We start from the raw sequence: 12,735 nt of genomic DNA, 5'->3' as shown, positions 1-12,735 counted from the left end.
GGAGTGGTAATGCCACCCTCGCCCAGTCGCAACAGTCCAGATGCCGCACATGACCCAACGCAACCGCAAATTGATCGGCGCGCTTTTGTGCGTGTTCTCCATCGTCGTCTGGGCGAGCCTCGCCACCTCGGTCTATCTGGCGTTTCCGCCGGAACTGCCCTGGTATGTGCTTATCGTGTATTTCATCGTGGCGGGCATGGGCTGGCTGTTGCCGGCCATGGCGATCATTCGCTGGATGGCGAAGCCGGACGTGCAGGCTTAGCGGCACACTCTCGTGATCATCGTCACCACCGGGCTTGTCCCGGTGGTCCATGCGGAGGCGAGATGGATTGCCGGGACAAGCCCGGCAATGACGACAGAGTCAGAGCATAGAGCGCCGAACGTCAGCCGGTCAGTTTGCCTAGCACCGTAAAAATGCCGCCGCTGGCGAAGACGTCCACGTAACGTTCGGACTGGAAGTAGCCGTTGAGCGAGACGCGGGGGAGCGCGGTCAGGGTTTCGAGGTGGTGCGGGTAGAGGCCGCCGGGGCGGGTGGTGACGGCGGTTTTGAAGCCGAGGTCCTTTGCCAGCGCGAATTCCCTGGGACCGCAGGAGAGCGGGCCGCCGAGGGGATAGGAAAAGTGCTCGGGGCGAATGCCGAACTGAGCCTGGATGACTTCCACTGATTGCAGCATTTCCTGACGGGCTTCGTCTTCGGGGAGCTTTGCCAGCTCGTAGTGGTGCACGGTGTGGGCGCCGATGGTGCAGAGCCGCTCGCCGGCAAACAGGCGCAGTTCCTGCCAGCTCATGATCAGGTCGCGGCACTGCTTTTCGAGATCGTAGCCGTAGTTGTGGCAGAACTCGGCGAGGAAGGCGCGGCGCTCGGGTTCGGGCAATTTGCGCAGGTGCCAGTAGAGGCGGTTGAAGGCGTCCTTCTTCTGGGCCGTGGTGGCGGTGTCGACATATTCGACCTCGCCGTTTTCGGTGAAGGCGACGGCTTCCTGGCGGGCGATGATGTCTTCAATGGCCTGCCACCAGAGCTCACCCACGCCGTCGACGAATGCAGTGGGCACATAGAGCGTGAAGGGCGCTTCGTGACGGAGCAGGATCGGCAGGGCGTATTCGAGATTGTCGCGATAGCCATCGTCGAAGGTGAGGACGACGAAGGGCTTTCCCTTTTTGGGGGCTGCGAGGCGCTCGACGGCTTCATCGAGGGTGATGATGTCGATGCCCAGATCGCGCACGCGCTCGATGACATAATCGAGGAAATCGGGGCGGATTTGCAGGATGGCGTTGGGGGAGAACGCGGGTGGGTTTTCGGGCAGGACGCGATGCAGGGTGAAGATGACGCCGCGCGACGCGGAGAGTGCGCGCGACAAAGCCGGCAGGCGGGAGAGCCAGAGCAGTTCGAAGGCGGCGCGGATGGCGGCGTATTTCATGGGAGGCAACCTCGCGCCTTATTGGAAACGTGGCGTGATGTCCTCACACCCACCGGTGTCATCCCGGCCTTGAGCCGGGATCCATCTTGAGATCTCGGGATAGGCCCCGGCCTTCGCCGGGGTGACAATCGCGTTTGGTAAAAGGACAGTGCGACAGCTAGGCCGCAACGGCGTCTTCCAGAGCCGAGATTTCCACGCGTGGCAGGCCGGCGTCGAGAAGCTGTTTGCGCAGGGTTTCGGCGGTGTCGGCGTCTTCGTCTTCGCTGGTGACGAGCACGACGCGACCATCGAGATCGGCGAAGACCGGCAGGGTCGAGCGGGCGCCGACTCGGCCGGTCAGGACGATGACGACTTCATAGATGTCGCCAAGGGCTTCAATGAGAATGGAGGGCTTTGCGGAGGTGCGGTCTACGGTGTCGCCCTGCCCCCAGGCCACTTCGGCAAAGCTCTGGTCGGCGGATTTTTGCACGACATCGCCGAAACCGGCCTGGCCGGTGCTGAGGTCGGAAAGGCCGGGCGCGTCGCTGGTGCGGCCGCTGCCGGCATCGACGAGCACAACGCTGAGGCCCTTGGCCAGACCATCGGCGGCAAGGGCATCGGCCATGCGGCGAGAGGGTTCGCGACTGCCGTGATCGGCGAGGAGCAAGAGGTGGGTCTTGCCCAGAACGAGATCGGCCGCGAGGTCGGCATAGCGGATCATGCCGGTGATCTGGCGCGGTGCCTGAGGACGAATGGGTGTGACGGTGACAGGATTTGGTGCCGGGGCCGATTCCATGGCGGCACGGGCGGCGTCGCGCTGGTTGCGGCGGTCGGCCAGTTCCTGCAGGAGGCGACGGGCGCTTTCCGAGGCGGCCTGCGCCGGATCGGGCTCGACATAGGCGAAGGCTGCAGGTCGGGCCGGCTCCTCGTAGACAGGCTCGGTCTCAACCGCGTCGACTTCAGCGACGGGCTCTTCATAGGCTGGTTCTTCGTAGAGTGGCTCTTCCTCGTCGGACGGCGCGACTTGCTCCGGCTGTGCGTTGACAGCTGGCTCTTCGCGGCCGGCGCGTTCCCAGGCATAGGGCTCGATGGGGCGCAGGGCGCGGCCGGACATCAGCTCGCCGAAGACGACGGCGCCGAACTGCACGGCAAAGGTGACGATGCCAACACCGGCAAGGATCAGCGCGGTCTTGGGGAAAGCTGGGGTGACGGAGGGCGCGGCTTCCGTGACGACGCGCACGTCGGGCAAGGCGGAACCGGAATCGGCACGGGACGATGCTTCGTTGTAGCGCATAAGGTAGGCCTCGAGCAGGTCGCGCTGGGCCTTGGCCTCGCGCTGCAAGCTATCGAGGGCGACGGTGTCTTGCGTTGCCGTGGAGGCGGTCTGCTTGAAGCGGCTGAGGTCGGCCTGGAGCGAGGCTTCCAAATCGGCTTCGACCTGGGCTTCGGCTTCGAGGGCGGCGGCGACGCGATAGCCTTCCTGGTTGATGCGATTGTCGAGCTCGGCGATCTGGGCGTTGAGGGCCCGGATATTGGGGTGGTTGGAGAGGAGCGTCGCCGAAAGCTGGGCGAGCTGACCCTGAAGGCGGGCTTTTTCCTGGCTCAGCTGCTGCACGACTGCAGAATTGCGCGCGTCGGCGACGCTTTCGATAGGCTGACCGCGTTCCAGGAGACCGCGAATGACGGCAGCACGCGACTGCGCCGTGTTCTTGCGCTCCTGGGCGGAGGTGATCTGGGTGGTGATGGTGGAGAGCTGCTGATCGAGCAGGCTGGTATTGTTGGTGCCGATGAAGAGGTCGTTATCGACACGATATTGGGCAACGGCGGCTTCGGCATCGCCGACGACGGTGCGGAGACGCTCGATTTCCTGGCGCAGCCAATCGGAGGCTTCGGCAGTGTCGGAGAGCGAGAGCTGGGCGCGGCGAGCGACGTGGGCTTCGGCCACGGCGTTGGCGATATCGGCGGCAAGCTGCGGATCGGTCGAACGCACCAGGATAGAAATGATGCGCGAGTCGCGCTGCTGGATGACCGTCATGCGATCATAGAGCGTATTGATGACGCGCTCATCGACGCTGATGGGCGTCGAGCCACGACCGATGAGCTGCATGACGACGCCGAGCGGAGAGAAGCCGGATTGGCTGCCGTTGAATTCGGGTTTGGAACGCAGGTCGAGTTGGTCGATGACGCCAAGGAGCGTATCGCGCGACTTTATCAGTTCGATCTGGCTGGAGACGACGCTGGTATCGCCAGAACCACTGGCGGGCGCCTGCTCATTGGCAGAGCGCGTATAAACATTGGAGCGCGGCTCAACGAGAATCGAGGCCGAGGATTCATAGAGCCGCGGCAGCATTGTGAGGACGAGAAACGCAGCGGCCAGAACCAGCAGCGTGACGATAATGATGCGCGGCAAACGCTTGCCAACCGCGGCGAGAACCGCAGTCACGTCAATTCGCGCATCGCGCATTGTCGGGGCATATTCGCTCACGGCAGATCCTCAGCATGCAGCGGCACTATCGGGCTTCGTGGTCAAAAATCGGTTAATCGCAGCGGCAAATTCGGAGCAAGCTTGTCCGGCATAAGGAAAATCTTAACCATGACAGGGAATGCTAAGGGCCACTCGAAACGCGCGGATTGACCATGCGCTGGCTTCCCATTCTCGCCTTGACATTGATGATGCCGCTCGCGGGCTGCGCAACGACGCGCCCCGGAAGCTATTTCGTCGAGCCAAACGGCCCCTATACGCTCGATACGGGCGATGTGGTGCGCGTTTCGGTTTATGGCGATCAGGAGCTGAGCAATACCTACCGCGTGAGCGATAGCGGGGCGATTGCCTTCCCGCTCGTGGGACAGGTGCAGGTGCGCGGGCAGACGACGAGTGTTGCGGCATCGCGCATCGCCGGGGCCCTGGCCAATGGCTATCTGCGCAACCCGAATGTGGCGATGGAAGTGGCGGAATATCGTCCCTTCTTTATCCAGGGTGCAGTGCGGACTTCGGGGCAGTTCTCCTATGTGCCGAACATGACCGTACGCGCGGCCATCAGCACGGCTGGCGGCTATACGGAAACGGCGGACCGCAACCAGGTGACGGTCTATCGTCGCCAGGGCAATGAAATGGTTCGCGGCCCGGCGGACCTCGACTTCCCCATTTATCCCGGTGACACGATCGTCATTTCCGAACGCTGGTTCTAAGCGGGATGGAACGACCCCTGCGCATCTTGCAGGTTATGCGCGCGCCCGTGGGCGGGCTGTTTCGGCATGTCGCGGATTTGACGCGCGGGCTCAAGGCGCGCGGGCATAGTGTCGGGCTGATCGTTGATTCCCTCGCCAGCGATGCGCAGACCGAACGGCGACTGGATGCGCTGAGGGATTTTGCCGATCTTGGTGTGCATGCCATGCCTATGCCGCGTCTACTCGGGCGGGGCGATCTTTCGACGCCCTTTGCCGTGCGGAAACTGGCGCGGAATCTTTCCGTAGATATTCTCCATGGCCATGGGGCCAAGGGGGGCTTTTATGCCCGGCTCGCGCATATCGGGCGCAAGCGGCCCGTGGCGCTCTACACGCCGCATGGCGGGGTGCTGCACTTTTCAGCGCGCTCGAAGAGCGGACAGGCGTTTCACTGGCTGGAGCGGCGCCTGCTCGGGGAGACCGGGGCGATCATTTTCGAAAGCAACTTTGCTCGGGAAACCTATGGAAGGTTGATCACGCCGCCGACCTGCCGGACGGAGATCATTTACAACGGGCTTGATGCCGGTGAGTTCGAGCCGGTGACGATTGCCGAGGATGCGGCGGATTTCGTGTTTGTCGGCGAGTTGCGCGAGCTCAAGGGGATTTTTCCGCTGGTCGAGGCCATGGTGGGACTCAGGCGGCAGGGTGGAACCCCGGCCACTCTGGTGATGGCGGGGGATGGGCCGCAGCGGGCGGAGCTGGAAGAACGGATCGTGGCGCTGTCGCTCGGAGAGCGCGTGAAACTGGTTGGGTCGCAGCCGGCCCGGACGGTGTTTACGCAAGGGCGTGTTGCGGTGCTGCCGTCGCTGGCGGAGTCCCTGCCCTATGTGGTGCTGGAGGCAACGGCGGCGCAATTGCCGGTGGTGACGACAAGCGTTGGGGGCATTCCCGAGATTTTTGCCGGGACGGCGGAGACGCTGGTGCCGCCGGGCGATGCCGAGGCGCTGGCGGCGGCGATGCAGGCTGTGCTTGACCGACCAGAGGCCGGGCGGGCAGAGATGCAGGTGCGGCTCAAGCGCGTGGCCGGCGAATTCTCGCTCGAGACCATGGTGGGGCGAATCGAAGCGCTCTACCGGGACGTGCAGGAAAAAGGCTAAGAACCCGCTTCACCTGATATAAACGCATTGCGCGCATCATGCCGGCCCAGCGTGAGTGAGTTTTTGCGGTAGCGTGTGATGTTTCGTGTCGATCCTAAGCAGGCCATTGAGGACCATGCCGCGCGTCGGCCCGATGGGGATGGGGCCGGACCTGTTCTTTCCGCTGCGGCCACGGAAATCGCCAGCCGGCCGGTAGAGCGCACCTATTCGGGCAATATTATCGTTGGCGTCGCGCAGGTTGTCGAAGCCTTGCTGCTGGGCATTCTCGGCTATGGCATTCATGCCGCCTATGTCGAATCCGGGCAGGAAGGCTTTTATCTGCTCGTGACGCTGGGCGTGTGCCTGGCGACCAATATCGGGCTCAACCTGCTGCGGGCGCATCGCATCACCACCTATCGGCGCGTCGTCGGGCAATTTGGCCGCGTGCTAGCCGTGTGGCTCACGGTTATGGCCGTGGTGACGGCCGCAATCTTCTTTTTCAAGGCGGGCGATATGGTTTCGCGCGTCTGGCTTTTCAGCTGGTTCCTGTCGGGAGCGGCGCTGCTGATCGTCTATCGGTTGGCGCTGCGTTTTCTGGTGCAGCGCTGGACTGATCTTGGGCGCCTCAAGCGCCGCACCGTCATTGTCGGTGGCGGGCGCGATGCAGAAGTGCTGATCGAGCAGATCAAGAATGGCGCGGACAAGGATATCGAACTGCTGGGCATGTTCGATGATCGCTATGACGAGCGTTCGCCGGATTCGGTGGCGGGGCTGGCAAAGCTCGGAAAGGTGTCGAGCCTGATCGAATTTGCGCGGGTGACGCCGGTCGATCTCGTCATCGTTTCGATGCCGCTTTCGGCGGAAAAGCGCGTGCTGGATATGCTGACCCAGCTCTGGGTGCTGCCGGTAGATATTCGCCTCTCGGCGCATATGAGCAAGCTCAAGTTTACCGACCGGGCCTATTCCTATGTCGGCGGCGTGCCTGTGCTCGACATGGCCGACCGGCCGATTTCGGACTGGAACCTCGTCTTCAAGTGGGTGTTCGACAAGCTGGTGGCGATTACGGCGCTGATCCTCTTGTCGCCGATCATGATTGCGACGGCCATTGCCATCAAACTTGAGAGCAAGGGGCCGGTGTTCTTCGTGCAGAACCGGCACGGCTTTAACAACCAGCTGATCCGCATCTACAAGTTCCGCTCGATGCGCACCGACATGCTCGATGCGGGTGCGGCCAAGCTTGTGACCAAGGGCGACCCGCGCGTGACGCGCGTCGGTAAGTTTATCCGCAAGACGTCCATTGATGAATTGCCGCAGCTTTTCAATGTGTTGAAGGGCGAGCTTTCGGTGGTGGGGCCACGCCCCCATGCGCTGCAGGCCAAGGCCGATAACAAGCTCTATTATGAGGCCGTGGAAGGCTATTTTGCGCGGCACCGCGTAAAACCGGGCATGACGGGCTGGGCCCAGATTCATGGCTGGCGCGGCGAGACCGATACGATCGACAAGATCATGCAGCGCGTGAACCACGATCTCTATTACATCGAGAACTGGAGCCTGCTGCTCGATCTTTACATCGTGCTGATGACGCCCGTTTCCCTCGTTGCCAAGAGCGAGAACGCCTATTGACGGTCTCCGGCACATTCGATGCCGCGCTGGGATCGAGATGGGCCGGCGCTGACTTCATGCGCCAGAAGGCGCTGAAGCTGCTCGATGGTGTCGTGGCACTGTGGATCTTTGCCGGCGGCATCGTGCTCATCGAGCCATCGCCCTATGAAGTGATGTTTCTGGCTGTTCTGCCAGTGGCGATCATGGCCGGTATCGGACTCTATCGCTCGACCTTCGGGCTCTTGGCGATCATGCTGTGCTTCATCCCCTTTGCACTGATCGCCGCCATCCAGGTGCGGTTCACGCCGGTCAGCGAGGCGCTGATCTTCACCGCGGTGACGATCTTCCTGATGCTGACGAGCTATTTCGTCGCCAATTATCTGGCCCAATCCACCGAGAAGCGCATGCGCGTGATCATGCGCGCCTATACGGTGATTGCGGTGATCCTGGCTATTATCGGCACGCTGGCCTATCTGCGGCTGATGCCGGGTGCCGACCTCTTCCTGCGTTATGATCGCGCCAAGGCGACATTCAAGGACCCGAACGTCTATGCGCCCTTCCTGGTGCTGCCGGCGATGTTTGCGCTGCAGCGCGTGTTGCTGGGGCGTGGCTGGCAGTCATTTATCGCGGCCGGGGTCTATTTCGTGCTGTTTGTCGGGGTTTTCGTCAGCTTCTCGCGCGGCGGCTGGGGGCATTTTGCGGCCTCTTCGTTGATCACGCTGGTTCTGGTTTTCCTGCTGGAGGCCGGGGCGCGGGACAAGGTGCGCATCCTGCTCATGACGCTCATCGGGGCCGGCATGCTGATCGTGGCGCTGGGCGGGCTGCTCTCGGTGCCTGCGGTTGCCAATTTCTTTGAGCTGCGGGCGTCGTCTCAAAACTATGACACGGGCGAGACGGGCCGGTTTGGGCGGCAGGGCTATGCGCTGGAACTGGCGCTCGACAATCCGTGGGGTATCGGCCCCGGCGAGTTCCGAAACCTGCGCATCATCGAAGAGCCGCACAACGTCTACATCACCGTGATTCACGTCTATGGCTGGGGCGGCGGGCTGCTCTACTACCTGATGATCATCGCAACGCTCTGGAAAGGCACAGTCATGCTGCTGCGCCCTTCCCCGTATCGGCTCATGGCTATTCCGGTGATGGCGACATTTACGATGGTCGTTGCCGAGTCGGCGATCATCGACTCCGACCACTGGCGGCACTTCTTCCTGCTGATCGGGCTGATCTGGGGGCTCTCGACGGCGATCGCCAATGAGCAACGGGTTTCCGCGCGCCGCGAGCAGATGCTGGTCTAGAAAAGCGAAAGGCCGCGAGTTGATCGCGGCCAGCAGGCATTTCAGCTGATTTGGTGAAATGGTCGGAGCGGCCGGATTTGAACCGACGACCCTTTGTCCCCCAGACAAATGCGCTACCAGGCTGCGCTACGCCCCGACTGCGCGGAGACATAGACAAACAGGTGTTTTGACGCAACCCTGATTTTTCCGAGAATGGAAACAAAGGGCAATTTGCGTGTGGAAGCGCACAGTTTGGTGTGCTGGTTCCCTCAGTTCACAGCGATGAAGCTGCCGTTGAGCTGGAAATAGCAATTGAAGAAGGTCGTATCGCCGTCGCGATCGAAATAGCCCTGTGAGACGTACATGTTGCCCGTCTGGAAGGCCATGTTGGCGGTGATGTCCTGCGGGCGCACGCCGAACTGCGCGGAGGCTTCGCCGACGCAGAAGCGGGGCATGTTCGCGGTGGAAACGCTATCCACCGGCACGACTGGAAGGGGTGCAGGAAGAACTGACGGAACCGGAGCCGGCAAGGTCGTGGGACGTTGCGGAGCAGGACGCTGCGGCGCCTGGTTCATCGACTCGTGCAGATATCGCCCTGCCACCCAGCCGCTAAGGCCCCTGTTGCTCTCAATGCTGCACCAGCGGGTGCTGCCATTCATCTGGCAGCCCAGATTGCGGACGATGTCACCTTCGACGAGCCGCCCGAGGACGCTGCTGCCAGTGGAGGGAGCGGAGCGCACGTTGAGAGTGTCGCCGCCGGACAGGCCATGCACCTGCCAGAAGTCGGGCCCGCCCGCCAGGCCGTCGGCAAAATCGTTCTGGACCGAGGCTGGTGCTGCGGCGGTTGGCCTGCCTTCGACATAGATCGTCAGGTCGTAATCTGCGGTCTCGCCGCGACGCGCGGCATTGCGCATCAGGTACACGCTGATGGTGTAATTGCCGCTTGAGGGAATATCGAACGATGTGGACGTACCCGAAATCGACCCGTTGAAAAGGGCTTCGGATGCGCCCGGCGCGGTGATGTTGAAATAGTTGCTCGGGTTGTCGGTATCGAGCTGCACGTTCATGCGCTGGCCGGCGGACACGCCAAGCACGTAGTTGAACGACTGATAACCGGAGATGCTTTGCGAAACGGTGGTTCCGCTCTGGCCACGCGGAAAGCGGATCTCCACGGTGCGTGCATCCTGGGCGGCAGCCAGCTGCGCCGACCCGAGGAACAGAGCCAAGGTGGCCATAGACAAGAAGCGTCGGAAAATCGGGAACATTTGTCTATTCCTTTCTACGATCTCGGAATTCTCAGAATTTTACACGGAAGGCGAGGCGGCGCGATGACAAATGCAACGGACCTGAATGCAATTTTTTGGTTGAGCTGAGTGTCTTGCAGGCGTGATAGTGGCGCGGTTGCAGAAAGGAGCCACCGATGAAACGGATTGCTACGACCGCCTTCGCCTTTATGCTGCTCGGCGCGCCTGCATGGGCCGCCATTCCACTTGTGAACGCCACCTGCCCCGGGGACATCGAGGTTCACGCCGATGAAGGCGGGCCCATCTATATCAACGGGACGGAAGCCAAGCTTCAGGTCTTCAACGAGAATTACTACGAGGCCAAGCACAACCACACGACGATCTCGCTGACCATCAATCCGGATGGTACGCCCGACGTCTCCTATACCGGCCAGCACGGGGCCAACGGCGTCTGCCAAATTGCCGACGACTATGCTCCGCCCGCCGATGGTGAGTGCCCCGTCGATGTCAGCGAAGCGGATCGGGCCAAGTATCCGGCATGCAAATAGGGAGCCGGTAGCCGGAGTGCGGTACGTCGTTTTGTTGGCGTCACCGCTGCGTCCGCACTCCAGATCCTACCGGGCCGCCATCGTGACCAGGAGATACGAATGCTCAAAGCGTCTTGTCTTTCGCTGCTGATCGCTGTTGCCGTGCCGGGTTTGTGTGCTGCGCAGGGCGCTGACAACGGGGCCGCCGGTCCGGACTTCTGGGCCGTGAGCGGGGTGAGCGAAACAGGCAGTCTCAACGTTCGATCAGAAGCGTCGGCATCGGCACCAGTGGTGATCCAGATCGCCAACGGAACGGTTTTGCGGAATCTTGGCTGCGAGGGCCAGGGCGATGCCCGATGGTGCCGGGTCGAATCGCCCGACGGCATCACCGTCAAAGGGTGGGTGGCAGGACGCTTCCTTGTCGAGAACGCCCCACCGACGGAGGGGGACGCCCTCGTGGAGGGCACGCCTTACCATGCGACCGGCGATCTCCCCTGTGTTCTCAAGAGTTTTCCAGACGCCACGTCCTGCCCATTCGGCGTCATCCGGGTGCCCGAGAAAAGTCTCGCCAGCATTTTCATAACGCTGCCGGACGGTGGACAGCGATTGCTGGAATTCCGGGATGGCGAGCCGGTTGAGCCGGCGGGCACCACGATGACGTCGAGCCAGGTGGAGGACGTAACCGAGGTCGATCTGGACGACGGCCAGGAGCGCTATTCGATTTTTGACATAGTCTATGCCGGGGACTGAGCTTTCGTGCCAAAGGGAGTGTTCGAAAAGCCCGTCTTGCCCGCCCGACTCGTCCGAGTGATGGGGCGCCACGTTGCGCCACCGCGCTTCGTCCTGTTTGCTGCAACCCTGGTTGGCCTGCTCTTGCTGGCAGTATTGGCCGGGATTGAACTGCAGATCGGTGTTCTTGCCAGTTTCGACGTTGCTACGCTCGTCTTCCTCGTGTCGGCGCTTCCGCTGCTCAACGACGACGTTGCGACGATGCGTTCGACTTCGGCGGCCAACGATGCCAATCGCGCGGGCCTGCTGGCGATCACCGTGCTGGTTCTGCTCATCGTGCTGATTGCCGTGGGAGCGTTGATCGCACATCCGGACGCAAATTGGATTGAGGTGCCGCTGATCCTGGGCTCGCTGGCGCTCGCCTGGGTGTTCGCCAACACGGTTTTCGCCTTCCACTACGCCCATCTCTACTATCAGCAGCGCGATGGACGAGACCGGGCGGGCCTGAATTTTCCTGGTGGCGGCACGCCCGACTATTCGGACTTTTTCTATTTCAGCTTCACGCTGGGAATGACCTTTCAGACCTCGGATGTGACCATAGAGGGCACCCATATGCGCCGGATCGCGCTGGCCCAGGGAGGCGCAGCTTTCCTGTTCAACCTCGGCATCCTGGCCTTCGCGATCAACACAGTGGGCAGCCTCTATAGCTAGGGGCAAGCTGGCTCACCGCGTCAGCGCCTGCGTCAACTGCGGGACGATGTCGAAGAGGTCGCCCACAAGGCCATAGTCCGCGATTTCGAAGATGGGGGCGGACGCATCCTTGTTGATGGCAATGATGATGCGGGCGCCCTTCATGCCGGCGACGTGCTGGACGGCGCCGGAAATGCCGATGGCGAGGTAGATGTCGGGCGCCACGACCTTGCCCGTCTGGCCCACCTGAAGATCGTTGGGGGCGTAGCCGGAATCGACGGCGGCGCGGCTGGCGCCGATGGCGGCGCCCAGTTGCTCGGCCAGGGGAGCCAGCAGGGAGTCGAACGCGTCGCGCGAGGCAAAGGCTCGACCGCCCGAAACCACAACCCGCGCTGTGCCGAGATCAGGGCGGTCCGAGGCGGTCACCGTCTCGGCCAGCACACGCGGCGCATCGGCGAGCGGCGTAAAGGCGACGGGCACGATCGGCGCGTTCGCGTTGCCGACCTCGGCGGGCGCAAAGGCCGAGGCTCGAATGGTCAGGATCAGCCGCGGCTCGGAGACCGAGACGGTCTCGATGGCCGCGCCGGCATAGACCGGGTGCTCGAAGGTATTGCGGTCGATGATGGCGGTGACTTCGGATATCTGCGACACGTCGAGCAGGGCTGCGAGGCGCGGCATCACGCTTTTGCCCACGGCGTTTGCGGGCGCGAGGAAGGCGTCATAGTCGCCCGACAATTGCTGTAGCAGCGCCGCCAGAGGCTCGGACACCGAGCCGGACAATTGCGGGTGTTCGGCAACGAGTACCTTGCGTACTCCCGTGAGCACTGCCGCTGCAGCGGCCTTGGCGGCCTCTGCGCCGGCGACCAGAACATCTACGGGTGCGCCCAATTGGGCGGCGGCGGACACGACGCGGGCAACGCTCGGCCCCAGGTCGCCGGACTGTACTTCTGCCAAAACCAGACTGGCCATTT

Annotated in this window: 12 protein-coding genes and 1 tRNA gene; 8 read left to right on the top strand and 5 right to left on the bottom strand. The window is 62.4% G+C overall.

The features are described from left to right. The first annotated feature begins 49 nt into the window (after window positions 1–49). On the top strand, window positions 50–262 hold the full coding sequence (locus ACSQ2A_RS04850; protein WP_295410067.1) for a DUF2842 domain-containing protein: 213 nt from the start codon (window positions 50–52) through the stop codon (window positions 260–262). 121 nt (window positions 263–383) lie between these two features. On the opposite strand, the gene ACSQ2A_RS04845 is transcribed toward ACSQ2A_RS04850, so the two are convergent. Together ACSQ2A_RS04845 and ACSQ2A_RS04840 are read right to left on the bottom strand one after the other, a co-directional pair. Beyond that, complete coding sequence (locus tag ACSQ2A_RS04845) at window positions 384–1,418, bottom strand: polysaccharide deacetylase family protein (RefSeq protein WP_436071298.1); 1,035 nt, start codon at window positions 1,416–1,418, stop codon at window positions 384–386. 157 nt (window positions 1,419–1,575) lie between these two features. Next, window positions 1,576–3,882 carry a Wzz/FepE/Etk N-terminal domain-containing protein gene (locus tag ACSQ2A_RS04840; protein ID WP_436071297.1) on the bottom strand — a complete coding sequence of 769 codons (2,307 nt, stop codon included), beginning with the start codon at window positions 3,880–3,882 and terminating at the stop codon, window positions 1,576–1,578. 152 nt (window positions 3,883–4,034) lie between these two features. Here ACSQ2A_RS04840 and ACSQ2A_RS04835 point away from each other — a divergent pair, with 152 nt between their 5' ends. From ACSQ2A_RS04835 to ACSQ2A_RS04820, 4 genes are all read left to right on the top strand, one after another. Beyond that, entirely contained in the window at window positions 4,035–4,586 is a 552-nt protein-coding gene (locus tag ACSQ2A_RS04835) for a polysaccharide biosynthesis/export family protein (protein WP_295410075.1), read from the top strand. A 5-nt stretch (window positions 4,587–4,591) separates the two neighbouring features. After that, window positions 4,592–5,719: a glycosyltransferase family 4 protein gene (locus ACSQ2A_RS04830; protein WP_436071296.1), complete on the top strand. Its 1,128-nt coding sequence runs from the start codon at window positions 4,592–4,594 to the stop codon at window positions 5,717–5,719. Window positions 5,720–5,797: 78 nt separating this feature from the next. Beyond that, the gene (locus ACSQ2A_RS04825; RefSeq protein ID WP_295410079.1) at window positions 5,798–7,321 is read left to right on the top strand and encodes an undecaprenyl-phosphate glucose phosphotransferase; all 1,524 of its coding nucleotides are present in this window, start codon (window positions 5,798–5,800) and stop codon (window positions 7,319–7,321) included. Then, on the top strand, window positions 7,318–8,595 hold the full coding sequence (locus ACSQ2A_RS04820; RefSeq protein ID WP_436071295.1) for an O-antigen ligase family protein: 1,278 nt from the start codon (window positions 7,318–7,320) through the stop codon (window positions 8,593–8,595). The genes ACSQ2A_RS04825 and ACSQ2A_RS04820 overlap by 4 nt, the downstream gene beginning before the upstream one ends. Window positions 8,596–8,654: 59 nt before the next feature. Here ACSQ2A_RS04820 and ACSQ2A_RS04815 read toward each other — a convergent pair. Then, window positions 8,655–8,731, bottom strand: a tRNA-Pro gene (locus ACSQ2A_RS04815). Window positions 8,732–8,843: 112 nt separating this feature from the next. After that, entirely contained in the window at window positions 8,844–9,839 is a 996-nt protein-coding gene (locus ACSQ2A_RS04810) for an SH3 domain-containing protein (RefSeq protein ID WP_436071294.1), read from the bottom strand. Between the two features lie 155 nt (window positions 9,840–9,994). Between ACSQ2A_RS04810 and ACSQ2A_RS04805 the strand changes: the two genes are divergently transcribed. From ACSQ2A_RS04805 to ACSQ2A_RS04795, 3 genes are all read left to right on the top strand, one after another. Beyond that, window positions 9,995–10,366 (top strand): hypothetical protein, encoded by a 372-nt coding sequence (locus ACSQ2A_RS04805; protein WP_295410086.1) that lies wholly within the window; start codon window positions 9,995–9,997, stop codon window positions 10,364–10,366. A gap of 99 nt (window positions 10,367–10,465) precedes the next feature. Further along, a complete protein-coding gene (locus tag ACSQ2A_RS04800; RefSeq protein WP_436071293.1) occupies window positions 10,466–11,095 on the top strand; it encodes an SH3 domain-containing protein in 630 nt (209 codons plus the stop codon). 36 nt (window positions 11,096–11,131) lie between these two features. Further along, a complete protein-coding gene (locus ACSQ2A_RS04795) occupies window positions 11,132–11,785 on the top strand; it encodes a DUF1345 domain-containing protein (protein WP_436071292.1) in 654 nt (217 codons plus the stop codon). Between the two features lie 12 nt (window positions 11,786–11,797). On the opposite strand, the gene ACSQ2A_RS04790 is transcribed toward ACSQ2A_RS04795, so the two are convergent. Then, the gene (locus ACSQ2A_RS04790; RefSeq protein WP_436071291.1) at window positions 11,798–12,733 is read right to left on the bottom strand and encodes an electron transfer flavoprotein subunit alpha/FixB family protein; all 936 of its coding nucleotides are present in this window, start codon (window positions 12,731–12,733) and stop codon (window positions 11,798–11,800) included. Window positions 12,734–12,735 lie beyond the last annotated feature (2 nt).

Source organism: Devosia sp. LjRoot3, assembly GCF_964252865.1.
In the GTDB taxonomy this organism is placed as follows: domain Bacteria; phylum Pseudomonadota; class Alphaproteobacteria; order Rhizobiales; family Devosiaceae; genus Devosia.
The sequence above is the reverse complement of the archived record's forward strand: the minus strand, read 5'-3'. Positions and strand labels throughout refer to the sequence as shown.